We start from the raw sequence: 25,749 nt of genomic DNA, 5'->3' as shown, positions 1-25,749 counted from the left end.
GCAATAAGCTCCGCGTGTCCTGTGGGACGCACAAAGGACGCAGGAGCACTTTAAATCTGCGCATAATCCTTTCCTTCAATCGATTCCGATTGAAGGCGTTACGCACAAGGCTCCGCATTTTTCGCGACATCGGTTAGAAAAAGCCCATGAGCAGCTTTTTTGAGAGTGATTCGCCGTCGAACCTGACGGAATATTCCGTCTCGGAATTGTCCGGGTCGATCAAGCGCACGGTCGAGAATGCGTTCGACCAGGTGCGCGTGCGCGGGGAAATCTCCGGCTATCGCGGGCCGCATTCCTCGGGCCATGCCTATTTCTCGCTGAAGGATGACAGGTCCCGCATCGACGCGGTAATCTGGAAAGGCACATTCTCGAAGCTGAAATTCCGTCCTGAAGAGGGGATGGAGGTCATCGCGACGGGCAAGGTGACGACTTTTCCCGGTTCGTCGAAATATCAGATCGTTATCGAGACGCTGGAGCCGGCCGGCGCTGGTGCGCTGATGGCGCTGCTGGAGGAGCGCAAGCGCAAGCTTGGCGCCGAAGGCCTTTTCGATCCCGAGCGCAAGCGCCGCCTTCCCTTCATGCCCCGCGTGATCGGTGTCGTCACCTCGCCGACCGGCGCCGTCATCCGCGACATCCTGCATCGCATTTCCGATCGCTTTCCCGTGCATGTGCTGGTCTGGCCGGTGAAGGTGCAGGGCGAGGGGTCCGGCGACGAGGTGGCAAACGCCATTCGCGGCTTCAATGAATTCGCCCCCGATGGCCCGATCCCGCGGCCCGACGTGCTGATCGTCGCGCGCGGCGGCGGCAGTCTGGAGGATCTCTGGAGTTTCAACGACGAGGTTGTCGTTCGCGCCGCCGCCGCCAGCGAGATCCCGCTGATCTCCGCCGTCGGTCACGAGACCGACTGGACGCTGATCGATTATGCCGCCGACGTGCGTGCGCCGACGCCGACGGGAGCGGCGGAAATGGCCGTGCCGGTCAAGGCCGAACTGGAGGCGCAGCTCGCAAGTCTTTCCGCCCGTCTGCAGGGCGGTGTCACCAGGCAGATGGACCAGCGGCGGCAGGCGGTGCGTGCGCTCCTGCGCGCTTTGCCTTCGCTCGACCAGCTTCTCGCCTTGCCGCGTCGCCGCTTCGATGAGGCGGCCGCCGGCCTGGGCCGTGGGCTGGAGCTGAATACTTTGAATAAGCGCCGTTCCTTCGAGCGCATGGCCTCGCAGCTGCGGCCGGATATCCTGTCGAACCGGATTGCCGAGCGCCGCCAGCAGCTCAACGAGCGCATGACCCGCGCCGAACGCACCATCGAGCGAATGATCGACCGTTCTCGCGCTCGTATAGACAGGGCCGATGCCATCTTCGCCACGTTGCCGTCGCGCCTGGAAGCGCAAACCGGCCGGGCCCGCGATCGCCTCGGCAATCTCGTCCGCCACGCCGACACGGCGATACGGCATCAGTTGACGCGCGCGCGCAGCGAACTCGTCGCGCAGGAGCGGATTCTGCAGTCGCTGTCCTACAAGAACGTCCTGAAACGCGGCTATGCCGTGGTGCGCGACGAAGACGACCGGCCGGTTTCTCTTGCCGCCGCGCTTACGGCTGGTGCCGCCATCTCGATCGAATTCGCCGATGGCCGCGTCGGCGCGGTCACGAGCGATGATGAGACAACACCGTCACCGACCACCCCGCCGGCCGGTACGCCGCCATCGAAGAAGCGAAGCACAAAGGCAGCCGATCCCGCCGCTCCGCCGAAGCAGGGAAGTCTTTTTTGATGCGTATCCTGCTGGTCTTGGCCCATCCGCTGGAGGATAGTTTTGCCGCTGCGGTGGCAAGGGTTGCGGAGGAGACGCTTGCCGCCGGAGGGCATCAGGTCGATCTGCTCGATCTCTATCGTGAGGGCTTCGACCCGCGCCTGTCCGAAGCCGAGCGGCGCGGCTATTTCGACCAGCCCTATGATGCATCGGGCGTCGACACCATCGTCGCGCGGCTGCGCGCGGCCGAGGGCCTCATACTGGTCTTCCCGCAATGGTGGTTCAATTTTCCGGCCATTCTCAAGGGCTTCTTCGATCGCGCTTTTGCGCCCGGCATCGCTTTCACGCACGATCCCGCCGGCGGCCGCATCGTGCCGAAGCTCACCAATATCCGCCTGTTCTGGGCGCTGACGACGACCGGTTCCCCCTGGTGGATCGTCCACGTCTACATGGGCAATCCGGTGCGGCGTCTGCTGAAGCGCGGCATTGCCGCCTTCTGTGCCAAGCGGCTGAATTTCCGCATGCTGGCGCTGCACGACATGGACCGTGTCAGCGAAGCCGGACGCAAGGCTCATCTTGCCCGCGTCAGGGCGGCTCTTGCCGCCCTTTAGCTCTGTCCCTGCCTACGCCCACTCGCCCTTGCGCATGACCGGCATGCGCGAACCGTCCGGCTTGATACCGTCGATGTCGACCTTGTCGGAGCCGATCATCCAGTCGATGTGGATCAGGCTGGAATTGCCGCCCTGCGCCTTGATCTGCTCCTGGCTCAGCGACGCTCCGTCAACGAAGCACTTCGAATAGCATTGGCCGAGTGCGATGTGGCACGATGCGTTTTCATCGAAGAGCGTGTTGTAGAACAGGATGCCGCTGGCCGAGATCGGCGAGGAATGCGGCACCAGCGCCACTTCACCGAGCCGGCGGGCACCCTCGTCGGTGTCGAGCACCTTGTTCAGCACCTCTTCCCCACGCGTCGCCTTGGCCTCGACGATGCGACCTTCTTCGAAACGGACCTGGATATTGTCGATCAGTGTGCCCTGGTGCGACAGCGGCTTGGTCGACGAGACATGACCCTCGACGCGCAGCGCATGTGGCGTGGTGAAGACCTCTTCCGTCGGAATGTTCGGGTTGCATGTGATGCCGTTCTTGGCAGTCGAGGCGCCGCCATGCCATTCATGGCCGTCGGCGAGACCGACCGTCAGGTCGGTGCCGGGACCCTGGAAATGCAGGGCGGCGAAGCGCTGGCCGTTCATCCATTCGGAGCGCTTGCGCAGATTGGCATTGTGCTCTGCCCAGGCCGCGATCGGGTCGGCGACGTCGACGCGCGAGGCGGCGAAGATCGCCTTGGCGAGCTTGGCGACGGCGATCGCTTCCGGGTCGTTGGGGAATACCAGCTTTGCCCATGAGGAGTTCGGGTAGGCGACGATGTTCCAGTTGGTATCGAAATTCGAGATCTTCTCCAGCGCCGGCTTATAGGCAGCCGAATTGGCACGGCTGGCGCGTGCCACCTTCGCCGGATCCTGGTTGGAGAGCAGCATCGGATTGTCGCCGGCAATGGCAAGGCGCGCGGTGTTATTGGAAAAGGCCTTGGCCATGCCTTCGTAAAGCCAGTTCGCCGCACGGTCGAAGCTTGCATCCTGGCCGTATTCGTAGCGGGCAAGCGTGGTTTCCTCATCCGAATAGAAGGTGGAGACGAGTCCCGCGCCGGCCTTGTAGGCCTCGCGCGTGATCAGCCGCACCAGCGGCATCGCGGCGACTGGCGCGGTGATCAGCAGATCCTGGCCAGACTGCAGCTGCAACCCGACCTTTACGGCCACTTCCGCAAGCTTCTCCAGCTTGGCGTGATCGACGGGATGGTTGTTGGGGGAGTCGGGCGTCATGGTAAAACCTGCGTGTTTGATCGGAAGGATGGTCCCCAGACTTAGACCGCTTTGCGGCGAAAATGAAGGCGGTTTGTCAGTCCGCGGTGCCGATCAGGCAATCAGCGATGCCGCCTTGGCCTTCAAAACGGCCAATGCATCCTGCGGGCTGAGCCGCACTTGCAGGCCGCGTTGGCCGCCGTTGACATAGACATGGGCCTCCGTCATCGCCTGGGCCTCGATGGCGGTCGGCACGAGCTTTTTCTGGCCAAAGGGGCTGATGCCGCCGACGTGGTAACCCGTCAGACGCTCGGCATCCGCAGGCTTCATCATGCTCGCCGATTTGCCACCGAAGACAGCGGCGAGCTTCTTCATGCTGACTTCGTGGTCTGAGGGCACGACGGCACAGACCGGCTTGCCGTCCACCTCGGCCATCAAGGTCTTCAGCACGCGATGCGGCTCCTCGCCAAGCGCTTCCGCCGCCTGCATGCCGACGCGTTCGGCATTCGGATCGTAGTCGTAGGTATGCACGGTGAAGGCGACCTTCGCCTGGGTCAGCACTTGCGTCGCGCGGGTGGTCTTTGACATGGCCTTGCCTCTAGGCGGTCTCGCCGAAGACAGCCGCATAAATCTCTGGCTTGAATCCAACAAGCAGTTTTCCGTCCGCGTCCAGCACCGGGCGCTTGATCATCGAAGGTTGCGCCAGCATCAGCGAAATGGCCTTGTCCTTCGTCAGGTCCGCGCGGTCTGCGTCCGGCAGAGCCTTGAAGGTCGTGCCGGCGCGATTGAGGACGACTTCCCACCCGGCTTCGCTCGTCCAGCGCTCCAGATGATCCCTGTCTATGCCGATGGCCTTGTAGTCGTGGAAATCATAGACGATGCCGTGGCTCTCGAGCCATGTCCGCGCCTTCTTCATCGTGTCGCAGTTCTTGATGCCGTAAATGGTGATCGTCATGGCGAATCCGTCTCTTGCTGTCGGATAGCGCATAGCACGCAAGCGAAGGCGGGGAAAAGCCGGCCAGATGGAGCAGCGGTTCGCCTAGCCGTTGCGATCACAGCTGATTTTCCTGTAAATATGCATCATGCATATTTATGGCGGTGGAATAGGGTATGGCGACGGATAGGGAAATATCGCGGCTGGAAAACATCTTCGGCGCCATGAGCCTGGCTCTGGTGGACAAGATGGAAAAGGCCTTCGCCGACGAAACCGGCCTTGGGCCGAGCGCCATCGCGGCCATCGTCCAGATCGGCACCGAGCCGGGCCTGACGATCGAGACCCTGCGCAGACTGATTGCGCTCTCCCATTCCGCGACCGTTCGCCTTGTCGATCAACTCGTGACATCGGATCTCGTGCTCAGGGCCGGCGGCGTCGAAGGCGACAAGCGCGCCCGATCATTGCAACTGACGGAGAGCGGGCGGACGCTGTTTGACAAGAGCCTCGCCGCCCGCCGCGCCGTCATTCGCCGGGCGTTCAAAGCGCTGGGGCCTGAGGAGACCGAACAATTCGGTCGCCTGGCGGAAAAGCTGCTGCCGGCTTTGGTCGATCTCGGGGACGATCAGGATGTGGTCTGCCGCGTCTGCGACCAGGGAGTCTGCGACCAGGACAGGTGCCCTATCACCGTCATGACGTAACGTCGAACGGCGACCTTGACATTCAGCTAATTTATATGCAGTATGCATACATATATATGAGGCGGCGTCGTTTTCGACGCTGCCTTCGATGCTCTGAACGTCGCCCGCATCAATTCGATCGGAGGCATGATCGTGACAGGAAATCGCACAATCTTCGGCATAGCGGTCCGCGCCGGCCGCGCTGCCATGGCCATCACTCTGGATCAAGTTCGTCGCTTCGGCGCGCTTCTCAGGGAGGCGGCTGCCATCGCCTTCGCCATACGGTGCAAGGTGATCGACGGCCGCTAGTCTTCGAGCGTGCCCGGCTTGCGGGCGACCGCGCTCGGCCTGTCGCAGCCGATCTTCATCAGGTCGCCGCGCCGGCGCACCAGCCGGTCCGAGACGCGGGTGACGATGAGGCCGGCTTGTGGCGCACGGACGTCGATGGTCCCATCCGGCATGCCGGGCGCGGTGATGATCGTCGCCAGCAAATCGCCTTCTTCGACGCGTTCGCCGATGTTGCGATGGAAGAGCACCGTGCCTGCCTGCGGCGCGCGGATCATCTCGATATTGTCGAGCGGCACCGCCGGCCCGGTAAAGGCGGCGAGGTCAACGCTATCGTCGCGCACGGCCCCTCGGGCGGCCAGGAAGCGCCATAACCCTTCGGCATCCTGCTTTGCCATGTCCGGATAGACATCGCGCGTCCCGCGCAATTCGACTGTGACCGAAAGCTTGCCCGGCAACGGTACTTTCTTCTCTCCCGGCACTTCATATTTCCAGGCGAAGCTGACGGCCTCTTCGAAGGCCGAGCTTTCGCCGTCCGATAGCAGCACGGCATCCATATTCAAGGCGGCGGCGAGATCGGCCGCCTCGGGCCAGAAGGCCTCGTCGATATAGGCATATTGCAGCGATTCGTCGTCGCAATGCAGATCGATCACCAGATCGGCCCCGAGCGCCATATGGATCAGCTGGCGCTTCAGCCGGTCGACTGCCGGGTAACGGTCCAGATTGTCGATCAGCAGATCGCGGTCGCGCGACGAAATCAGCGGGAAATCGCGATTGAAGTTGGTGCGCGATCCGAGGTCGAAGCGTCCCTGCATCTCGCCGAAATGCGATTGCGCAGCACCGATCGGATTGGCGTGCGGCACCACGACGATGTCGCTAAGTATCGCCCCTTCCAACCCTGCTCGTCGCAGCCGTTCACAGAGGAAATGCAGGAGCGCCGTCCCAGGCAGTTCTCCGGCGTGGAGCGCGGCCTGGATGTAGATCCTCGGCGCGTCGGCTTTGCTGCCGGCGAAATGCAGGACTGGCAGCCGCCAGGCAATCCCCGGAGTATCGCCCTCGATGACAATTTCGGTGACGTTCATGGGCGGGCCTCCTGCTGGTTATGATCTCAGACCCATACCAAGCCGTTGCCCCGTCCTGCAACCGTTGTTGCTTCGGAGCGTCATTGAGGCGGATTGCCCCGATGCCTGTCAGGAACGGTGATTCCGGCGCAGGCCGAGGCTTAGAAGAAGGCTGAGCAGCACGGCGCCGACACCGAAGGAAAAAGGCGCGGCATAGCCGAGATGGTCGGCGAGCAGGCCTGCGATCGGGCCCGTCGTGCCGAGTGAGACGTCGAGGAAGATGGAATAAAGACCAAGCGCGACACCACGGTTTTGTGGTGGAATCCGCTCCATCGCCTCGTTGCCGAGTGCCGGAAAGACCGGTGCGAAGCCGGCGCCGGCAAGGGCTGCGCCGATGATGGCGATGGTAGGCGAGGGCGCAATGGCGAGTGCTGCGAGGCCGATCATCTCAACGATGAGCGAGATACGCGTAAGCGGCAGGCCGCCAAACCGGGCAACGGCTTGCGCCAGGCCAAGCCGGACGCCCATGAAAGCGAGGCCGAAGGCGCTGAGCGCAAAGGAGGCGCCTTCCCAGCCGCGACTGTGGAAGAACAGCGCGACGAAGGCCATGACCACGCCGAAGCCGCTGGAGGCCAGCGCCAGCGCCACGCCGAAGGGCGCGATGCGGCTCAGCACCTGGCCGGTGCCGATGCCCTTTTCCTTGACGCCGGGTACGGGCGGTCGTGTTTGTGCCAGCATGAACCCGGCAACGGCGAGAACGATCGTCACGATGCCTATGGCGAAGAAGCCATATTGCCCCTGCAGCCAGGCGCCGAAGGGTGCTGCCAGCGCAATGCCGCCATAGGTGGCGATGCCGTTCCAGGAGATGATGCGCACGGTTTCGCGCGATCCCATCAGACCGATCGCCCAGGTGATCGCCGCCGTGCTGACCCAACTTTCGCCGATGCCGAGCGCCAGGCGTCCCGCGAGCAGCAATGCCAGGCTCGCCGCCGGAACATGGACGGTCAATGCGGAGGCGAGCGTCAGGATACCGGAAAGCCCATAGGCGAGAAAACCGAGCAGGACCGAACGGCGCGGCCCGTACTGATCGCACAACCGCCCCACCTGCGCGCGGCTGACGATGGTTGCCACATATTGCGTGCTGATGGCGATGCCGGCCCAGACGACGCCGAAATCGAGGCCGCTATCGACATAGGTCGGGAGTACCGCAAGCGGCAGGCCAATGGCCAGGTAGCCGAAGAATGTCAGCGCGACGATGGAAACGAGAGCCAGGGTCGAGTTGAACCGGATGGTCTGGGAGGCAGTGTTCACGGGATATCGCCTGCGGGCACCGGCAAGCGCGGTGTCCATGCTGTTTGCCACGAAAAATCGGGATTCGTATCGGATAGACATGGCGGCGATAGCCGACCGGCCATGCGGCGCCACGAACAATCGGTAGCAGGCAAGGGCCGCCCCGGTCAATGGAATTGCTGCTTTGCAGCAAAAGCCATTGACGGGATGATGCGATTGTGCGTGGGGCTTTGAAGGTTCTTCGCCATGGAAGCGGGGCCGGTGGTCAGCCCCGCTCGAAAGGGCTCACATCGTCAATACGACGCTCGCCGTCGTCCGTCCGGCCTCAAGGTCCGCATGCGCCCGGGCTGCGTCCTTCAGTTCGTACTCGGCGCCGATCGGATTGATCAGCCCGGCCTGCAGGTATTCCATCAGGGCCTTGGTGCCCTGTCGGTAGAGCTCGGGATCGTTGGCATAGGTCAGCACACTCGGACGCGACAGGCCGATGGCGCGCGGCGCGGTCAATTCCTCTATCTCGATCGGCGGGATGGGTCCGGCAGCCTGGCCGAGGCTCGCAACCATCCCGAAGGGGCGCACGGCGGCAAGCGTCTGCGACAGCATGGCACCGCCTATACCGTCGATAGCAAGATGCACGCCACGACGATCGGCGATGCGGCGGGTCTCCTCCACCCAGTCTTCGGCGGTGTGCAGGAGAACGGTGTCCGCGCCGGCCTCATAGGCAAAACCGGCCTTGGCTTCGGAACCGACCGTCGCGATGACGTTGGCGCCAAGCCGCTTGGCGAGACGCGTAACCAGCTGGCCGACGCCACCGGCCCCCGCATGCACGAGAACCCATTCGCCCGCTTTCAGCGGATAGACCTTCTGCAGCAACATGTGGGCGGTGAGCCCGCGCAGCATCGTGCTGCCGGCAACCCGCTCGCTGACGCCATCCGGCAGTTTCACCAGCCGCGATGCCGATAGCGTGCGCATCTCGGCATAGCTCCCGAGCGGATGGCCGATATAGGCGACGCGATCCCCAACTTTCAGCTCTTCGACACCGGGGCCGATCGCGTCGACGACGCCCGCGCCCTCGAAGCCGAGGGCGCTCTGGCCGGGCGGCAGCGGATAGAGCCCGGAACGGATGTAGATGTCGACGAAATTGACGCCTGAGATGCTTTGACGGATCCGGGCCTGGCCGGAGCCTGGCTCTGTAATGGGAAGATCAACGGCTTTCATGGTCTCGGGGCCGCCGGGGCCGGTGATGACAATCGCTAGGGGCATTGGGAAGTCTCCTTTCAGGAAATCTTTGACCACAAACATCAGCCTGAATGAATTCGGTATGAGTTCACCATATCTGTGCAATAATGCACCGATGATCGACTGGCAGGACCTTCTTCATTTCGCCGCCCTGGCGCGAACGGGCTCGCTCTCGGCGGCGGCGCGCGAGTTGGGCGTGGATCACGCAACTGTCGGCCGGCGCATTGCCGCACTGGAGCGCTCGCTGGATCTGCGCCTGATCGACCGGCGGCCGCGCACGTCGCCGCTGACGGCCGATGGCCGCGCTATCGCCGAACTGGTGGCCGGCATGGAGGACAATGTCGAGGCGATCAGGCGCTATTCGAAAAGCGCTGTCGCCGGGCTTTCCGCAGCGGTCAAGATCAGCGCGCCGCCATCGATCGCCGCTCATCTTCTGGCCCCGAAAGCAGCCGTCTTTCGCGCCGAGCATCCGGATATTACATTGACCATTGCCGGCGTTACACGCCGCGCCGCCCTCAATTACGGCGAGGCCGATATCGCCGTGCGCATGACGCGGCCGGAGGAGAGCGATCTGCCTGTCCGGCGTATCGGCGTGATGCGCTTCGGCCTCTATGCCATCCCGGCTGTGGCGCAAATGCCTGAGGAGGATTGGTCTTTCATCGGCTACGACGCGGCGATGGAGCACCTGACGCAGCAGACCTGGCTGCGCAGCCTGCTGGCCGGCCGCCCGATCGTGTTTCGTGCCACAGATGTTTTCGGTCAGCTCGAGGCTGCCCGTGCCGGTCTAGGTGTCGTGGCGCTCCCTGCATTTCTGGGGGATGCCGAAGCGGGGCTGATGCGCTTGCCTGTGGCCACTCCTTCACCGACGCGGGATCTCTGGCTCGTGACCTATCCGGATCTGCGTCGCTCGCTGGCCATTCGCGCCGTCATGGATTTTGTCACCGAAGTGATCGGCAGAAGCTGTCCCTTGCGCGATGGCGCCGAAGCGGCGGTGTAAGCCGAAGGTTTGCCAGCTTATTTTCCTGTTGCAGCTTGGCGGCGAATCTCTATCCATAAACAGATGAGCCATCCCTATGGTCGGTGATCGATGACGAAGCTGAGCAGCTGGTTCGTGGTGGACAGGGCGGATCTGGTTGCGGGCATATCGGTTGCCGGCCTGATGTTGCCGGAAGCCGTTGCCTACGCCGGCATCGCCGGCCTGCCGCCGCATCGGGCCATTCTTGCCGGCATCGCCGGATGTCTCGTCTATGCCGTGTTCGGCCGGAGCCGCTTCGCCATCGTCTCTCCGACATCCTCCTCCGCCGCCATTCTTGCCGCGACGCTGGCGGTCATGCCCGGTGACGCCACGGTCAAGGCCGGTTTGGCCACGGTCGCCGTCGCGCTCGCCGGCGCTCTGTTTGTCGTCGCTTCGGTCTTGCGCCTCGGCGGCATCACCGGCTTCATTTCCCGACCGGTGCTGCGCGGCTTCGCGCTGGGTCTCGCGATCACCATCATCCTGCACCAGCTGCCCATCCTCGTGGGCGTGCCCGTGCAGGGCTCGAACATCTTTATCTACGCGGCAGCCCTGTTCGGCGCTGTTCTGCAGTGGAATCCGATCAGCGTCGCCGTCGGCGTCGTGGCGCTTGCGGCATTGCTGCTGCTCAAGCGATTGCCGGGTGTTCCCGGCGCCTTCCTTGTGCTCGGCGCCGGCATTCTCGCTTCATACCTGTTCGGTCTGGAGGCGCGTGGCGTCAAGCTGGTCGGTGCAATCGAGATCCTGCCGCAATGGCCGTCGCTGCCGGATGCCGGCTGGATGGCCTATTCGCGGCTGGTGCAGTTTACAGTGCCCCTCGTGCTCATCCTCTTTGCCGAATCCTGGGGCACCATGCGGGCGCTGGCGCTGCGCTATGGCGAGACGCTGGAGGTCAATCGCGAACTCGGCGCGCTCGGCGCCGCCAATATCGCCAGCGCCCTCGTCCAGGGCATGCCCGTCGGCGCCGGTTTTTCCGCCGGTTTCGCCAGCGAGGCGGCCGGCGCGAAGACACGCGCAACCACTGTTTTCGCCGCCATCGGCCTTGCCATTCTGATTGCCTGCGCCGGGCCGCTGGTGGCGCTTCTGCCCGAGCCGGTGCTGGCGGCAGTGGTGATTGCAGCCCTCACGCATGCGCTCGATCCCAGCCCGATCCTGCATCTGCGGCGGCTGCATCGCGATTTCTACGTCGCGATCGGCGCTGCTGCGGGTGTGCTGATTTTTGGTGTCCTCAACGGCATGCTGCTGGCAATCGCACTCTCGCTTGCCGCGATGATGCATCGACTGGCCTCGCCCTATGTCGCCCGACTGGGGCGCCTCGGCAGCAGTCACAACTTCGTCGATATCAGCCGGCACGGCGATGCGTCCGAGATGCCGGGCATTGTCATCTGGCGACCAGGCGAGACGCTGTTTTTCGGCAATGCCGACACGATCTTCGGCGAGATCCTGTCGCGCAGCCGCAGCGAGGCGGGATTGCGGGCCGTCGTTCTCAGCCTTGAAGAGAGCTTCGATCTGGACAGCACGGGGATGGATGCCTTGATGGAGTTCGATGGCGCCATGCGCCGCGCCGGCATCCGCGTGCAATTCGCTCGTGCGCATGATCGGGTGCGCGATCTCATGGCGGCAGCCGGCATAGCCGATCTTGAGAGCCGCTGCAGCTTCAGCGTCGAGGATGCGGTGGCGGCGGTGATGGCGGATGACAATCAGCCGAAGGTTTGAACGGGCTGTTCAGTCGCGCAAAGTCCAATAGCAAAGATGCTCGTGGATTGATTCACCCTGTAGGCTGTTGATGAGGACGAAGTCTTTAGCTGTCCAGCTCACAGGTTCTTCGAGCACGGTGTCGGGAACTGGATGTCCCTGATAGAGCAGCGTCATATGCGGCTCGATGGGCTTTTCCTTGATGGGCGCAATGCCGGTAAGCCGCATGGCATCGACCAGTTCCTGATAGATCGCCTTGAGTTCGGTGTTTCCATTCTCGTTCCATAGAACAAGCGGGCGATTATCGCCATTGCCGAAACTGACGGCCCGGTCGAAGACTACCGAACAGGACGGCTTTCTAACTCTGGAGGCGGCTTCCATCGCCGCAAACACCGTCTCTTCGGGCAAGTAGCGAAACGAGCCGATAGTATAGAGCGTCACATGGAGGAGATTGGCTTTTCGCGGCTTCGCGAAAAACCGGTACCGTCGATGGAAATTGCCTGCAAGCTTGTGACTCTTTGCGGCGATCTCCGGATCGGGAAGGATTGCAAAATAGAGTTCGCTGATTGGCCTTTGATCGATTGGCGGTAGTGTCCGGCTGGACGAACCGCCGCTGAGATAGAGCGAGAGCTGGTCTTTGTTCTTCATGGGATTGCGTCAAAGCCACGCGGCTTTGCCTCCTCCTATTCTGGTGATCCGCACATCATAGGGACGCATGGCAGCTATATCAAGAACAAAAAGAGAACATACTTGATGAATCGGGGCGAGTAAACTGGCTGAAGGCGATCCGCCGAATCTCAATTTTAGAAATGCCATCGAATAAAATGCCCGCCTGATTTGTTCACTCTCCGCCAGGGGTATTTGTGCCGTCTTCAAAAGGAACGATCTCACATGTTGACGAAAGCCATCTTCTCGATCGCCTTGCTCGCTCTCGTCGGTCTCGGTGTTTCCTCTTGTTCCACCTCGGACCAGCATGGCTCCGGTGGCAACATGACGATGAATCCTCCTCCGGCCGGCGGCGGATACTGATACGCCAGGATGCGAGGTAGGATTGGGGCGCCGTCATCGCGGCGGCGCCGTTTTCCTCAACGGGCAAAATGTCGGCAATATCGGCCCTGCACAAGAATCGGGTTGAATTTCACGGCTCGTGGCACGATTTTCATGACAAGTGGAAACACGGAGCGTCCGTCATGAACGAGACAAGGCAAGACTATCTGATCTTCGAAACCGCCGGCGGTTTCTGCGGTATCGCCTGGAGCGATATCGGCGTCATACGCTTCCAATTGCCGACGAAGGATGCCGGGGCGACCGAACGCCTGCTTCGGCGTCGCCTGCCGAATGCGCATCCCGGCACGCCGACGCCTGAAGTCGCGGAGGTCGTCGCCAAGGTGAAACGGTATTTTGCGGGCGAAGAGATCGATTTTTCCGGCGTCGCCCTCGATCTCGGCGAACAGGATGCCTTTTTCAAGCAGATCTACGATGCCGCCCGGCAGGTCACCTGGGGCCATACCACCACCTATGGGACGCTTGCGAAACAGCTTGGCGTCGGGCCGGAAGCCGCCCGCGACGTCGGCCAGGCGATGGCAAAGAATCCGGTCGCGCTGATCATCCCCTGCCATCGCGTTCTGGCGGCAGGCGGCAAGATCGGCGGCTTTTCGGCGCCCGGCGGTTCCAACGCCAAGGCCCGGATGCTGGAGCTGGAAGGCGTCCAGCTCGCGCCGCCGAAACCTGTGCAGCAATCACTGGGGTTCTAGGCAGCGGCACTGGGAGGAGGGGAGGCTTCCTCACCAGGCTTTCGATACCTGGCGGGCGCGGGAAAACAGCAGCGTCTCCTTGTCGTTGAAGCGCACAGGCGTCGGATCGCTATATCCCGCCTCGCGAGGTCGCAAAGGCCCTGCCGAAGGTTCGCGAAAGGTTTCAATCACCTGGTTGCGACCATGTGACCGATGCCGAGAACTGGTCGCGCGCTAATTTCTTCGAGCAGCGCGCGATCGAATATGTGCTCTAACGCTTTGTTATTATCGTGCTTTGGAACCAATGACGCGCGAAACTGTTCATATATAACTTTGACGCGACGCTGACGTCGTCCCGGCCGGCTGGGTAAGCGGCGCTCTTGAGGAATAGCCCATGATGAAGATTTCGTCCGCATTTCGTTCAGTCGCAGTTGCCACCATTGCCGCCGCGGGAATTAGCTTTGCCAGCGCCGCGCATGCCGACAGCGGTACGATCCGTTTTGCCGTCTATAAGGCTGCCTTCTTCGTCGGTGGTTCCGGAGGCGAGGGCACGCTGACCTTCCATGGTCGCCGCTATCCCGTCTCGATTGGCGGTATCTCGGGCGGCCTCGCCTTCGGGGCCTCCAAGACCTATTTCCAAGGCACCGTTACCCATATTCGTCGCGCCCAGGATGTGTCGGGGATCTACGGTGCAGCGGGCGGCGGCGGCGCAGTCGGCAAAGGCGCCCAGATGATCGTCATGACCAATGACAAGGGCGCCCAACTCGAACTCACAGGCAGGCAGGTTGGCCTGCAGGTCAATGCCGATATCAGCGGTCTGAGCATCACGGTGAAGTAAGGGCGCCACTCCGTTCATCATTCCTCGGATGGGCCCGATTTGCTGAATTTGGCGATTGGGCACTTCCGGGAAAGGTGGCCAGAGAGTGCCCTTCGCCGTCTATTCTCACTCGATTGTTCTTACTGATCGTTACGCATTGAATTACAAGCGCAAAGTTTTCTGCATACGACGAAGAACCGTCTCTCCGATCCGTCAGAAATTTCTGCTCTCGAATTCAAAAGAGAGTTTAGTCGATTCAGAAACTGCTTGGTTTCAGCGACTATCGATATCGATCGGTCGATTTTTCGAAATCTCCGGCAAGCGCGGTCTCGTCAGCCTCAAGGGACATCAAGACCCTACGCCCGGAGAATGACGTGCTCGACCGGACGGCGGAGCGATCTGGGCAATTCCGGACCGTACCCGAATCTCATCACGAGATCCGGCCGACGATCGCCGATGCCGAGATAGGTGGCAAATTGCCCCCGCACGGCGGGAACCTCGACCGGTTGATTGATGAAGGCATGCCGGAGTTGGAGAGCCGTCGCCTGAAGGGCGAAACGCTGACTGCATCGTCCGGATTCTGCCCAGTAGGCGGGTTCGTTCTTGTCAGAGACGAACACGGCAACACCGGCCGAGCTTCTGAGCTGGCTCTCATACTTCCGGTTTTCAGCCTCCTTCGTGAACACCAGATTGAGGATCAAGCGGCCGATCCAATCCGGCAGGACTGGATTGCCGGAGGATTTCGAAAACAAGCCGTCTCGCGTCGAAAGGGCTGAGCCATAGCTGAATCGAATCCACGATTTCAATTCTTCTACGAACGCGACATCGTCCATCTGCGCACTGTTGCCCGCGACCAGATAGGAGAGGATCTCCTCACGCTGCTTCCGCTCCGTGAAAAGCAGCATCCGCACGCCTTGACCGTTTCCTGCGGCTTCCAAGAGCCGGAGATGTTCGGGCGGGACCGAGCGCCGATCATAGACAGTGCGCGTCGATTGACGATGCGGAATAGCGTCGAACAGGTCTGTCCGTTCGGGCGGCGCAGCCTCCAAGTCGACCCGAATTCCGCGCCCTTCGGGATCGTAGCGCGGAACTGCCCGAAGTCCGAAGGCGCGGGCAGCTTGGACCATGTTCTCGACGGCGCAGCCGAGGCTGGCGAACACATGATGATCGTCGGGATCGACAGCGGGCAAGCGACGCCGGGAATCGGGCAGCACGAGGATCGAGCGATCCGAGAGCCGAAATTGCCAAGGCTGCGTGTTATGGCTGTTTGCCGCCAAGGTGGCATAACGGACAAGCTCTCGTTGGGCCGATGACGGCGGCAGATCGGTACTGTCGCTGTGCCGCCACGTGGCGTTGACAGCTTCCTGATAGCCGGAAAGGTCACGGGCATTCATCACAAACGCCGTTGCCCCACCAATTGCGATAAGTCCCCCTCCGGCGGCAAGCGCGGTCAAGAAGGCCCGACGGCCTTGATAAATCTCAGACATGATAGTTGGGTATCACGGAGGGGCTCGGCAGACTTTGATCTGAATCAGGTCTTTAGCATTGACGCCATTCGCTGCCGGAGGGCCAGAGCTGCGCGAGGACTACCGACTGCTATTGCAGCGACAACATAGCCATTAGCGCACTGCTTTATCCCGGTTTACGCCGCAGCACTCCCCTCATTCCCACTCGATCGTGCCCGGCGGCTTCGATGTTACGTCATAAACGACGCGGTTGATGCCGCGGACTTCGTTGATGATGCGGGTCGCGGCGCGGCCGAGGAATTCCATGTCGTAGTGATAGAAATCCGCGGTCATGCCGTCGACGGAGGTGACGGCGCGCAGCGCGCAGACGAACTCGTAGGTGCGGCCGTCGCCCATGACGCCGACGGTCTGGACCGGCAGCAGCACGGCGAAAGCCTGCCAGATGGCGTCATAGAGGCCGGCCTTGCGGATTTCGTCGAGATAGATGGCGTCGGCTTCGCGCAGGATCTCCAGCTTCTCGCGGGTGATGCCGCCGGGGCAGCGGATGGCAAGGCCCGGGCCGGGGAAGGGGTGACGGCCGATGAAGCTATCGGGCAGGCCGAGTTCCTTACCGAGCGCACGCACCTCGTCCTTGAAGAGTTCGCGCAGCGGCTCGACGAGCTGCATCTTCATGCGCTCCGGCAGGCCGCCGACATTGTGGTGCGACTTGATGGTGACCGAGGGGCCGCCGGTGAAGGAAACGCTTTCGATCACGTCCGGATAGAGCGTGCCCTGGCCGAGGAAATCGGCGCCGCCGAGCTTCTTGGCCTCTTCTTCGAAGGTCTCGATGAAGAGCCGGCCGATGATCTTGCGCTTGGTCTCGGGGTCGCTGACGCCCTCCAGTTCGCCGATGAAGCGGTCGGAGGCATCGACATGGAGCAGATGCAGATTGTAGTGCTCGCGGAACATGGCGACGACGCCGGCGGCCTCGTCCTTGCGCATCAGGCCGTGGTCGACAAGGATACAGGTGAGCTGGTCGCCGACTGCTTCATGAATCAGCAGTGCTGCGACGGAAGAATCGACGCCGCCTGACAGGGCGCAGATGACGCGCTTGTCGCCGACCTGATCGCGGATTGCCTGCACGGCCTTGGCGCGATAGGCCGACATCGACCAGTCGCCCTTGAGGCCGGCGATGTTGTGAATGAAATTGCCGATCAGCTTGGCGCCGTCGGGCGTATGAACGACTTCCGGATGGAACTGCACGCCATAATATTTGCGCTTCTCGTCGGCGATGAAGGCATAGGGTGCGTTCGAGGAGGTGGCGACCACTTCGAAGCCTTCTGGCAACGCGGTGACGCGGTCGCCATGGCTCATCCAGACCTGATGACGCGAGCCGGAGGACCAGAGGCCCTCGAACAGCGCGCAATCCTCGTTGACGTCGAGGAAGGCGCGGCCGAATTCGCGGTGATGGCCGCTCTCGACCTTGCCGCCGAGCTGCATGCACATGGTCTGCTGGCCGTAGCAGATGCCGAAGACCGGAATGCCGCTGTCGAAGATGATCTGCGGCGCCCTCGGTGAGCCCTCGTCCACGGTCGAGGCCGGGCTGCCGGACAGGATCACGGCCTTCGGCTGCAGCCGCTTGAACCCGGCTTCGGCGGATTGGAAGGGGACGATTTCGCAGTAGACGCCCGCTTCGCGCACGCGCCGTGCGATGAGTTGCGTCACCTGGCTGCCAAAATCGACGATGAGAACGGTGTCTGGATGTGCTGTCTGGGTCATGGCGAGCCTTTAATGAAAAGCGCTTTCGCTGGCAATCGGGCAAATCATGCCGGAGCCGATTTTATTGTCCCGATTGTCCTCACATAGGGCGGTTTTGATCCGTTAAAACCAGAATACGCCGTCTTCCAATGCGGTAAACAGGCCGTCGACGGCATAGGACAGTTTGCGGTCGATGACGTGCAGATATTCCGTCCAGTCGGAAATGCGCTGCAATTCGATTTGCCCATCGGAAATGCCGCGCAGCCCGATCAGCGGACGGCCGTAGATCTGGCAGGCGCGCAGCACAGCGAAGGTTTCCATGTCCACCATGTCGGTGCCGATGCGCTCGTAGGCATCCGTGCCGGACACGATGTTGCCGCCGGTGGAAAGGCTCGCTTCGGCAATAGCGGGAATGCGCAACGGCAGTTCGAGCGTGGCAGGCAGGTCGAGGAACGGCGTGCGACCCTTCTCGAAGCCGAGCGGCGAGGCATCCATGTCGCGGTAGGAGACGGAGCTGACCTGATAGACTTCGGTCTGCTCCAGCCTGGCGGAGCCGGCCGAGCCGAGCGAAACCACGAGATCGGGCAGGTCGTCCTGGGCTTCGAGCTGGGCAAATGCGCGGGTGAGCGCGATCCCTGCCTCGACGGGGCCGACGCCGGTCATCAGCGGATCGATGCGCGAGCGCAGAAAGGGCCCATATTCCGCCTCGGCCGCCATGACGAACAGGATCGATTTGCCCGAAACGCGCTTCAATTCGAATTTCATCCGCTAATTCCCTCTCTGCCACGGATGACCATCATCGTTCCGGTCATCGAGGCAATCAGCTTGGCCGGCCCGTCGCCAATCGCATAGCCGCGTCCATCGGCCACGATGATCGTCGTGCCCGGCTTGGTGACATCGCCGCGAAACAGGAAACGCTCGCCGCGTCCCGGCGACATCAGGTTGATCTTGAATTCGATTGTCAAAATAGATGCAGAGGGATCGATGACGCTATAGGCCGCAAATCCGCAGGCGGAATCCAGCGCGGCGGCGATGATGCCTGCATGGAGGATGCCGTGCTGTTGCGTCAGCTTGACGTCGAACGGCAGCTCGATCTCGACCGCGCCATGTTCGACGCGTGTCAGTTCCGCGCCGATGGTCGCCATCGCCGCCTGCCGCTCGAAGCTGGTTCTAATGCGGGCCCGAAAATCGCCGCTGTCTGCCTCTGTCATGCCATCCCCTCTTCGCGGGTGCGAAATTGGCATGGAGAGGCGGCGAGAACAAGGGTCATGCTTTGGAAAAGCAAAGCCTCTGCCGCTTCTGCGGCCGACATCCAATTTCCTCAATGGCAGCATCATGCTATCCGAAACCAGAGAATACATGGCGAGGGGCATCGATGACGACGATCCTGCAATCGGTGGCGGCCTACGAGACCTGGATGCGGGCGCAGCTTGGCGACGATCTGGTCGGGTCCGGCCTGGCAAAGAAGCACAAGCTCATGAAGAGAGACAGCTTCTCATTCCTGCGCGGAACCTACTGGCGCTGGGCCGAAACCATCCTCCAGATCTGCCCCGATCTCGCGAGTGCGCCGCAGATATTGGCGATCGGTGACACGCATCTCGAGAATTTCGGCACATGGCGTGACGAGGAGGGGCGGCTGATATGGGGCGCCAACGATTTCGACGAGGCCGCCGTCATGCCTTACGCGCTCGATCTCGTGCGCCTGGCGACCAGCGCGATTCTGGCGCGGGGCAACGATGGTCCGACGCCGCGCGCCATCGCCGATGCCATTCTTGGAGGCTATCGCCGCGGTTTGCGGCAGCCGTCTCCCGTCATCCTGGAGCGCGATTACAAACGGCTGCGCAATGAGGTGTTGCTGTCGAATGCCGAGCGCAGGGCTTTCTGGGAGAAGTATCGCAGCCTGCCACCGGCGAAAGACCCGGTGCCGGAGCCCTATCTGAAGGCGCTGCGCAGGGCATTGCCGGATCCGATGACAGAATTCGAGGCAAAGCCGCGCACGGCCGGCACCGGCAGTCTGGGTCGTCCGCGTTTCGTCGTTTATGTCGAATGGCGCGGCGGTCCTGTCCTGCGCGAAGTCAAGGCGCTGCTACAGTCTGGCTGGTCGCTCAAGCATAACCCCTCGGACAAGACGATCCATACGGGTGTTATCGCCGCGGGACGGGCGCGCTCGCCCGATCCACGTTACCAGGTGAGCGGCAAGCTTCTGGTCCGCCGTCTATCACCCAACAGCCGCAAGATCGAAGTCGACGGAGATATGCAGGTGCTGCTGGCGCCTGAGATGCTGGATCTAATGGGCTTCGAAATCGCCAACTGCCACGCCGACGATGCCTCGCACCTGCCAGGCATTGTTGCCGATCTCGATAAGCGGGGCACCGATTGGCTGCGAGCGGCGGCAAGAGCCGTCGCTGTCGCTGTCAGTGCGGAACAGGCCGAATTCGCCAGGAAGGGATAGGCCGGCAGCCTGTCGGCCTAGAGAATTCCGGGAAAAGTGCGAAGCGGTTTTCCGTCCGGGATTGCGCAAAAACAATAGCATGGAGCGGTTGGGCGATTCCGTGAAACGCGTAACCGCTCTAGTGGCCGGCCGCTTCGAGGATCAGGCGGGCGATCGTATCCGGGTGAGAGATCAGCGCAAGATGGCTTGCCTTCACCTCGATGGTCTTGGCGCCCATGCGCTTGGCCATGAAGCGTTCGAGGTCGGGATTGATCGTCCGGTCTTCGGTGGAGACCGCATACCAGCTCGGCTTCGAATGCCATGCGGCCTGGGTCGTCTTGCCGGTAAGGAGTTCCTTGTGGAACGGCTCCTGTACGGCATAGAGGACCTTGGCCTTGGCTTCGGGCAAATCGCCGGCGAAGTCGCGCAGGAAGGCTTCTTCGCTCAGGCGGCCCTCGTCGCCGTCAAAGACGATGCCAGCCGATGCCGGCGGCGTCGGATAGGTCTTGGCAAGCACCGTGTAATCCTCGCCGGCATCGGGCGCACGGGCCGCGACATAGACCAGCGAGGAGACCTTCGGGTGCATGCCTGCCTCGGTGACGATCATGCCGGAGAATGAATGACCGACAAGCACGGTCGGGCCGTCCTGGCGATCGAGAACGCGCTGGGCCGAGGCAACGGCCTCGGGCAATGTGGTCAGCGGGTTCTGCACCGCCGTGCAGTTCAGCCCCTTTGCCTGCAGCCGCGCGATGACCTCCGACCAGCAGGAGCCGTCTGCAAAAAGCCCATGCACCAACACGACATTACGCGCCTTTTGCGGGGCTGAGGTTGCCGAACCGCCAGCAACGTTGGTGGCGGCCATGCCGCTGGTGGAAACGAGAGAGGCGGCGGCGCCGGCAACAAGTGCTGCCGAGAAATTCCGTCTGGTTATCATCATGGTCCTGATCCTTTGCATCGAACTGGTTATCATCATGGTCCTGATCCTTTGCATCGAAGGGGTGAAGTCGGCAGCGGAAGGCCTTCCGGCCGAGGGTTCGGGCGACGGGTCGCTCGCGATGTCATTGTCGTTGAAAAGAGCATTCCGCCGAAGCGCTCGGACAAAATCTGCTCTGCTTGCATTCTGGTCTGGCATTCTGGCCGCCCTGCGTATGCGGGAGGACGTTTCATGAGGGATTTTGTATTCCTGCTGCTCAAGATGGTCAATCATTGAATGCGTAACAGTTGCGTGATAGTCATTCTGCATGCAAGGCAGCAGAACAGTAGCGATATTGCATACGAGATGGGGCAAATGCCAGGAGATCGGGAATGACCAATGGGTTCGAGGATTCCGCTGACAACCGCGAATTGCTGTCGGACCGTATCCGCAACGCCCTGGCCGATGAGATCGCGACCGGAAGGCTCGAGGCCGGCGCGGCACTCGACGAGCAGCATCTTGCCGATCGCTTTGGTGCTTCGCGCACACCGGTTCGCGAGGCATTGAGGCAATTGGCGGTGAGCGGCCTGGTCGAGGTGCGGCCGCGGCGCGGCGTCGTCGTCACCCGCATGACACCGGAGCGCATCATGGAGATGTTCGAGACGGTGGCGGAGATCGAGGCCATGTGTGTGCGGCTTGCCACCTATCGCATGACGCCTTTGGAGCGCAGCCACCTGATCGAGCTGCACGATGCCTCCGAAACGATCGTGAAGAAGGGCGATTTCGATGCCTACGACGCCTTCAACCGCGCCTTTCACGAGGCGATCTATCACGCGACGCATAACAGCTTTCTGGCGGAACAGGCGATTGCCATACGCAGTCGCTTGACCGCCTTCCGCCGCGCTCAATTGCAGCAGGACGAGCGCCTCGATCGATCACGAGCGGAGCACGAAGCCATCATGCAGGCAATTGCTGAGGGTGACGGCGATATGGCGTCGCGGCGCATGCGGGCGCACATGCTGAATGCTGCGACGGCGCTGCGCCGCTTCATCGAAGCCAGCAAACCGGTCTGAGCCGTGGCGAAATCAGCCGCGGGCGATGCGGACGATATGCTGATCCCAGGCGACATCGCTATGCTCATCCAGGAACTCGCCCTCATAGGAGGACACGGCAAATCCATGGCTGGCCGACGCAATGCCCGCCGCATCAGGCACGCTTTCGACCTTCAGCACCTTGCCCGTCTTCGCATCGAGCGTCACCGATGTCCCCTCGACCGGCGACGTCACGCCCACGAGGTTCTCGGCGCGATTGACGGCGATGGCGCCGACATAGTTGCCGAGCGCGCGGGTCGTTTCGTCGGGCAGGGAGACGAAGGTTAGGTCCTCACCCCTGGCGAAATGGCCGACGAGCGGCGGCAGGTCGTTGCGATGGCCTTCATACTGACAGGCGAACCAGACTCGGCCGCTTGCATCGATATCGACATGGCGGGTGGAGACCTGGGCATATTGCGGCGGCAGGACATGTTTCTCGATCAGCCGGCCGCTCGCTGCATCGATCAGCGTCAGCGACGGCTCCATATGGTCGAGATTGAGCTTGGTGCGGCCGAAATCCGGATGCGTCTCGATGCCGCCATTGGCAACGATCAGGAACCTGCCGTCATCTGAGACGGTCATGTCGTGCGGGCCGACGCCATAGGTCTCGTACTCGCCGATGCGGACAAAGCGGTTGCGGGCATCATAAAGCCCGATGATGCCGCGATTGTCGTCGAAGTCGTTCTCGCTCGCATAAAGCAGCTGGCCATCGGGCGAAAACGTACCGTGCCCGTAGAAATGCCGGCCTTCCCTTGCGCTGATGACGATCGGCTCGGCCTTATTCCAGGGATCGAAGATCATCGCAAAGGTGCCCGGCCGGCGGGCGAATGCGACGGTCTTGCCCGTCGCCTTCGAGAAGGCCATGCCATGGGCGCGAGCGGGCAGGGCCACCTGATCGATGATCCGCCCCTTCTCGGTCACCGTCGCCACGGCAAAGGAGCCGTCGGCGGCGCGGATGCCCGACGCATAAACCGCATCGGCCCGCTCCAGGGCCATCAGGGCGCCGGGCTTGAGCGCTGCGAGGAATGTCAGCCCCGCACCTCTAACGAAAGCTCTCCGGTCGATCAGCCCACTGCGCATCGCCCTTAATCTCCGTCGGCGAAGGAGAAGCCGGCCGAAAGGCCGATGGCGCCGCCATACTCGTCGCTAAAGGCGGTGGTGAGATCGCGGCTGGCGGAGAGCAGCTTGTCAATCTTGGCGCGCTCCGCATCGTTGCCAAGCGCTGTATCGATGTTGGGATTGATCGTCGGCGCGGTCGCCGCAAGCTCGTTCAGCAGCCTGTCGATCTTGGCGGCGGCGTCGCGCTTGTCCGCTGGCAGCAGGCTTGCCATATCGGCCTTTTCCCAGAGCGCCTTCAAACCCTCGACATTGCCGGTGAACGACGTCCAGGTGTTGGCGGAGCGCCAGTAGATCGCCATCTTTGGCCGCGCAGAGGCGGGATCGCCCTTGTAGAAGCTCTCCAGCCGCTGGTCGCGGACGTTGGCTGCACCATGCACGAGGATGCCGAGCAGCGCCGTGACCGCTTCCTTGTTGTCCATGAAATCATCGCTGGATTTGCCCGGATACTTCCAGGATTTCTGCACACCATCGGGTGCATCCCATTCGTCGGCGATTTCCTTGGCCGTGTTTTCGATATTGCCGGCGACGGCCGCGCCATAGCGGCAGCGGAAGCCCTGCTTCTGGCCGGCGAGAACGTCCGAACCGGTGCCGTAGAGCACATATTCCAGGGCCGTCATGCTCACCAGTGCCACGCTCTTGCCGGCAACGGCCTCGACCGTCGCGTCCTTCTCATCCGCCTTGGCGATCAACGCCTGCACCTGCTTGAGGCCGACGCCCTTGCGGTCTGGGTAAAACAGGATGTGCTCGAAGCGGTTCTTGTCGATGATCGGGCCGGTATCGACGATTTCGATGCGCGACCAGCTCTTCACGGTGTCGCCGAAGGCCGATTGGGCGCTGGCGAGCGTGGCGGCGGTGGGATCGGCGCAAAGCGCCTTCATCGCCACGGTCAGCTTCGAGGCCGAGTCATGCATGGCGCGATAGCCGGGGCGAATGACATCGTCCACCGCCTTCCGCAGGGTTGCAGGCACGGCCGCTTCGTTCAGGCCGGCGCCATTGGCCGTCGCGCCCTGCGCATGGACTGATAACGCCGAGACGGTGAAGAGAAGGCTAGCTGCGAGACGTTTCCAGTGGCGCATCAAAGAGACTCCAGAAAGTTGATGAGGGCTTGCCGATCGTCCGTCGAAAGATCGGCGAATGCGTTACGGGCTTTTTCCGCCTCTCCTCCATGCCAGAGGATGGCTTCGGTCAAGGTGCGGGCGCGGCCGTCATGCAGATAGGCCTGCTGGCCGCTCACCGTTTGGGTGAGGCCTATACCCCAGAGCGGCGGGGTGCGCCAATCGCGGCCGGAGGCCACACCCACCTGCTGGCCGTCGGAAAGGCCTTCGCCCATGTCATGCAGCAGGAAATCGGAATAGGGCCAGATCAGCTGGAATGCCTGCGGTGAGTCCTTGCCATCGCTGCCCTTGATGTCGTCGCGGGTGACGAACTTCGGCGTGTGGCAGGCGGCACAGCCGGAACGATAGAACATCTCCTTGCCGTGCAGCACATCGGGAAAGCTCGCCTTGCGGCGGGCGGGCACGGCAAGATTTTCGGAATAGAAGGTGACGAGGGCAAGGATCGGATCCGGTGCTTCGGTATCGCCCAGGCGCTTCTGCACGCCGTTCGGCATGACAAGGCAGCGCGGTTCCTTGGACGTGCAATCGCCGTAGGGATTCGGCCGGTCCGGCGTGGAAATGCCGATATCGGCCGAGAAGGCGTCCGCGACCTGGTCGCGCACCGTGGCATTCTGGGCCTTCCAGCCGAAGCGCCCGAGCGCCATCTGGCCAGTGCGGTGGTCGCGGACGACGGCGGGGCGACCGCGAATACCCGTGCCGTTCTTGCCGTCCGGATCAGCATTGGCAAGGATATCGGCTTCCGGAATGGCCTCGATCAAGCCCAAGCCGATCATCGGCGGCGCGATGCGAGGAGAGAGGGTCGTCGTCGGATCCAGCGGTCCATAGGCCAGATCGGTCACGCCGTAGTGTGGCTTGCGCAACGTCACTGTCTCGCCGCCCGCGAGCGTCACTGTCTCTTCCACATAGCTCACCGTCACCTTGCCTTCGGCGGCAAGGCCGGGCACGGCAAGATCCTGCAGTTGTTTGCCATAGGTCGAATCCGGAAAGTTGAGCGCGCGGAAATCCTTGGCGGCCTGCTCCTCTTCCGGCGTGGCGGCAGACCGCGCCAGGCGCAGGACCATCGAGGTCGCGGCGGCTCCGGTGGCCTCCGGCGGATGGCCGCGACCATCGCGGATGTGGCAGCTTTGGCAGGAGCGGGCGTTAAACAGCGGCCCGAGACCGTCGGAAGCCTGCGTGGAGGAGGGGGCCGAGACCCAGAGCTTGCGAAAGAGGGCGTTGCCCAAGTGGAAGTTCTCGCCGCGCTCCAGCCCGAGATTGGCCGAGGGCTGCGAGAAGATATCGCGATGGACGGAATCGATCGATGTAGCCGCCCCGCCCTGCATCGCCTCATAGGCCTCGGCCTTCGAAAAATCCGTGGTCGCGCGCGTGACGTCGCGCACCCGGTTCAGCTGCTCGGCGGAAAGATCGCCGCGGGTCGTCGGAAAGTCGAGGATGCCGGCAACGGCCAGGGTGATCGAAAAAACCAAAAAACCCGCAGCGAGGGCGGGCAAAAGGGCGCGGTTGGCCGGGATGTTTGTCATGGGTGTCAGGGCGGCAGCG

The 25,749-nt window shown here is 62.4% G+C and carries 26 protein-coding genes; 11 read left to right on the top strand and 15 right to left on the bottom strand.

Translation table 11 applies throughout. From position 1 onward, the window contains the following. Window positions 1-146: 146 nt before the first annotated feature. Window positions 147-1,763: an exodeoxyribonuclease VII large subunit gene (gene xseA / locus FHT28_RS14705; protein ID WP_168596594.1), complete on the top strand. Its 1,617-nt coding sequence runs from the start codon at window positions 147-149 to the stop codon at window positions 1,761-1,763. Next, the gene (locus tag FHT28_RS14700) at window positions 1,763-2,353 is read left to right on the top strand and encodes an NAD(P)H-dependent oxidoreductase (RefSeq protein WP_168596593.1); all 591 of its coding nucleotides are present in this window, start codon (window positions 1,763-1,765) and stop codon (window positions 2,351-2,353) included. The genes xseA and FHT28_RS14700 overlap by 1 nt, the downstream gene beginning before the upstream one ends. 12 nt (window positions 2,354-2,365) lie before the next feature. Here the strand turns inward: FHT28_RS14700 and FHT28_RS14695 are convergent, their stop codons facing one another. The 3 genes from FHT28_RS14695 to FHT28_RS14685 all read right to left on the bottom strand — a co-directional run bounded on the left by FHT28_RS14695 (window position 2,366) and on the right by FHT28_RS14685 (window position 4,553). Further along, complete coding sequence (locus FHT28_RS14695; protein WP_037197211.1) at window positions 2,366-3,619, bottom strand: aminopeptidase; 1,254 nt, start codon at window positions 3,617-3,619, stop codon at window positions 2,366-2,368. A 93-nt stretch (window positions 3,620-3,712) separates the two neighbouring features. After that, window positions 3,713-4,186: a Cys-tRNA(Pro) deacylase gene (gene ybaK, locus FHT28_RS14690; protein ID WP_168596592.1), complete on the bottom strand. Its 474-nt coding sequence runs from the start codon at window positions 4,184-4,186 to the stop codon at window positions 3,713-3,715. Window positions 4,187-4,196: 10 nt separating this feature from the next. Further along, entirely contained in the window at window positions 4,197-4,553 is a 357-nt protein-coding gene (locus FHT28_RS14685; protein WP_168596591.1) for an ArsC family reductase, read from the bottom strand. Window positions 4,554-4,708: 155 nt separating this feature from the next. Here FHT28_RS14685 and FHT28_RS14680 point away from each other — a divergent pair, with 155 nt between their 5' ends. After that, window positions 4,709-5,230 (top strand): MarR family transcriptional regulator, encoded by a 522-nt coding sequence (locus FHT28_RS14680; RefSeq protein ID WP_168596590.1) that lies wholly within the window; start codon window positions 4,709-4,711, stop codon window positions 5,228-5,230. A 132-nt stretch (window positions 5,231-5,362) separates the two neighbouring features. Next, window positions 5,363-5,518: a hypothetical protein gene (locus FHT28_RS14675; protein ID WP_162693711.1), complete on the top strand. Its 156-nt coding sequence runs from the start codon at window positions 5,363-5,365 to the stop codon at window positions 5,516-5,518. On the opposite strand, the gene FHT28_RS14670 is transcribed toward FHT28_RS14675, so the two are convergent. The 3 genes from FHT28_RS14670 to FHT28_RS14660 form a co-directional block, all read right to left on the bottom strand. Then, window positions 5,515-6,576 carry a succinylglutamate desuccinylase/aspartoacylase family protein gene (locus FHT28_RS14670; RefSeq protein WP_168596589.1) on the bottom strand — a complete coding sequence of 354 codons (1,062 nt, stop codon included), beginning with the start codon at window positions 6,574-6,576 and terminating at the stop codon, window positions 5,515-5,517. The genes FHT28_RS14675 and FHT28_RS14670 overlap by 4 nt on opposite strands. A gap of 108 nt (window positions 6,577-6,684) precedes the next feature. Further along, a complete protein-coding gene (locus tag FHT28_RS14665; RefSeq protein ID WP_168596588.1) occupies window positions 6,685-7,866 on the bottom strand; it encodes an MFS transporter in 1,182 nt (393 codons plus the stop codon). A gap of 264 nt (window positions 7,867-8,130) precedes the next feature. Further along, window positions 8,131-9,105: a quinone oxidoreductase gene (locus tag FHT28_RS14660; protein ID WP_047556319.1), complete on the bottom strand. Its 975-nt coding sequence runs from the start codon at window positions 9,103-9,105 to the stop codon at window positions 8,131-8,133. A gap of 58 nt (window positions 9,106-9,163) precedes the next feature. Between FHT28_RS14660 and FHT28_RS14655 the strand changes: the two genes are divergently transcribed. Beyond that, on the top strand, window positions 9,164-10,078 hold the full coding sequence (locus FHT28_RS14655) for a LysR family transcriptional regulator (protein ID WP_246704863.1): 915 nt from the start codon (window positions 9,164-9,166) through the stop codon (window positions 10,076-10,078). 90 nt (window positions 10,079-10,168) lie between these two features. Continuing rightward, window positions 10,169-11,809: a SulP family inorganic anion transporter gene (locus FHT28_RS14650; RefSeq protein ID WP_168596587.1), complete on the top strand. Its 1,641-nt coding sequence runs from the start codon at window positions 10,169-10,171 to the stop codon at window positions 11,807-11,809. A 9-nt stretch (window positions 11,810-11,818) separates the two neighbouring features. Here FHT28_RS14650 and FHT28_RS14645 read toward each other — a convergent pair whose 3' ends face one another. Continuing rightward, window positions 11,819-12,436 carry a 2'-5' RNA ligase family protein gene (locus tag FHT28_RS14645; RefSeq protein ID WP_092574479.1) on the bottom strand — a complete coding sequence of 206 codons (618 nt, stop codon included), beginning with the start codon at window positions 12,434-12,436 and terminating at the stop codon, window positions 11,819-11,821. A 243-nt stretch (window positions 12,437-12,679) separates the two neighbouring features. Between FHT28_RS14645 and FHT28_RS14640 the strand changes: the two genes are divergently transcribed. The 3 genes from FHT28_RS14640 (at window position 12,680) to FHT28_RS14630 (ending at window position 14,359) form a co-directional block, all read left to right on the top strand. Next, on the top strand, window positions 12,680-12,817 hold the full coding sequence (locus tag FHT28_RS14640) for a hypothetical protein (protein ID WP_156143646.1): 138 nt from the start codon (window positions 12,680-12,682) through the stop codon (window positions 12,815-12,817). A gap of 161 nt (window positions 12,818-12,978) precedes the next feature. Then, window positions 12,979-13,542 (top strand): methylated-DNA--[protein]-cysteine S-methyltransferase, encoded by a 564-nt coding sequence (locus FHT28_RS14635; RefSeq protein WP_047556315.1) that lies wholly within the window; start codon window positions 12,979-12,981, stop codon window positions 13,540-13,542. Between the two features lie 376 nt (window positions 13,543-13,918). Beyond that, entirely contained in the window at window positions 13,919-14,359 is a 441-nt protein-coding gene (locus tag FHT28_RS14630) for a hypothetical protein (protein ID WP_047556314.1), read from the top strand. Window positions 14,360-14,694: 335 nt separating this feature from the next. Here FHT28_RS14630 and FHT28_RS14625 read toward each other — a convergent pair whose 3' ends face one another. The 4 genes from FHT28_RS14625 to FHT28_RS14610 all read right to left on the bottom strand — a co-directional run bounded on the left by FHT28_RS14625 (window position 14,695) and on the right by FHT28_RS14610 (window position 18,752). Beyond that, window positions 14,695-15,825 carry a nitroreductase family protein gene (locus tag FHT28_RS14625; RefSeq protein ID WP_168596586.1) on the bottom strand — a complete coding sequence of 377 codons (1,131 nt, stop codon included), beginning with the start codon at window positions 15,823-15,825 and terminating at the stop codon, window positions 14,695-14,697. Between the two features lie 174 nt (window positions 15,826-15,999). After that, window positions 16,000-17,562, bottom strand: a complete 1,563-nt coding sequence (guaA, locus tag FHT28_RS14620) for a glutamine-hydrolyzing GMP synthase (protein ID WP_037197292.1) — start codon at window positions 17,560-17,562, stop codon at window positions 16,000-16,002. Window positions 17,563-17,664: 102 nt separating this feature from the next. Continuing rightward, entirely contained in the window at window positions 17,665-18,306 is a 642-nt protein-coding gene (locus FHT28_RS14615) for a 5'-methylthioadenosine/S-adenosylhomocysteine nucleosidase (protein ID WP_037197293.1), read from the bottom strand. Continuing rightward, on the bottom strand, window positions 18,303-18,752 hold the full coding sequence (locus FHT28_RS14610) for a PaaI family thioesterase (RefSeq protein ID WP_037197294.1): 450 nt from the start codon (window positions 18,750-18,752) through the stop codon (window positions 18,303-18,305). Before FHT28_RS14610 ends, FHT28_RS14615 begins: the two co-directional genes overlap by 4 nt. 164 nt (window positions 18,753-18,916) lie before the next feature. Between FHT28_RS14610 and FHT28_RS14605 the strand changes: the two genes are divergently transcribed. Next, window positions 18,917-19,993, top strand: coding sequence for a DUF2252 family protein (locus FHT28_RS14605; RefSeq protein WP_168596585.1), 1,077 nt, complete (start codon window positions 18,917-18,919; stop codon window positions 19,991-19,993). 118 nt (window positions 19,994-20,111) lie between these two features. Here the strand turns inward: FHT28_RS14605 and FHT28_RS14600 are convergent, their stop codons facing one another. Continuing rightward, a complete protein-coding gene (locus tag FHT28_RS14600) occupies window positions 20,112-20,909 on the bottom strand; it encodes an alpha/beta hydrolase (protein WP_168596584.1) in 798 nt (265 codons plus the stop codon). Between the two features lie 368 nt (window positions 20,910-21,277). On the opposite strand from FHT28_RS14600, the gene FHT28_RS14595 reads away from it, so the two are divergent. Next, entirely contained in the window at window positions 21,278-21,958 is a 681-nt protein-coding gene (locus FHT28_RS14595) for a GntR family transcriptional regulator (protein WP_168596583.1), read from the top strand. A 12-nt stretch (window positions 21,959-21,970) separates the two neighbouring features. Here the strand turns inward: FHT28_RS14595 and FHT28_RS14590 are convergent, their stop codons facing one another. From FHT28_RS14590 to FHT28_RS14580, 3 genes are read right to left on the bottom strand one after another with little or no spacing between them, the layout of a single operon-like run. Beyond that, on the bottom strand, window positions 21,971-23,056 hold the full coding sequence (locus FHT28_RS14590; RefSeq protein ID WP_168596582.1) for a DUF1513 domain-containing protein: 1,086 nt from the start codon (window positions 23,054-23,056) through the stop codon (window positions 21,971-21,973). 5 nt (window positions 23,057-23,061) lie between these two features. Continuing rightward, a complete protein-coding gene (locus tag FHT28_RS14585) occupies window positions 23,062-24,171 on the bottom strand; it encodes an imelysin family protein (protein WP_168596581.1) in 1,110 nt (369 codons plus the stop codon). Beyond that, window positions 24,171-25,730, bottom strand: coding sequence for a di-heme oxidoredictase family protein (locus tag FHT28_RS14580; protein WP_168596580.1), 1,560 nt, complete (start codon window positions 25,728-25,730; stop codon window positions 24,171-24,173). The genes FHT28_RS14585 and FHT28_RS14580 overlap by 1 nt, the downstream gene beginning before the upstream one ends. Window positions 25,731-25,749: the final 19 nt, after the last annotated feature.

Source organism: Rhizobium sp. SG570, assembly GCF_012275345.1.
GTDB classification, from domain to species: domain Bacteria; phylum Pseudomonadota; class Alphaproteobacteria; order Rhizobiales; family Rhizobiaceae; genus Rhizobium; species Rhizobium lusitanum.
Note: the sequence above shows the minus strand (reverse complement) of the source record. Positions and strands in the feature narration are given on the sequence as shown.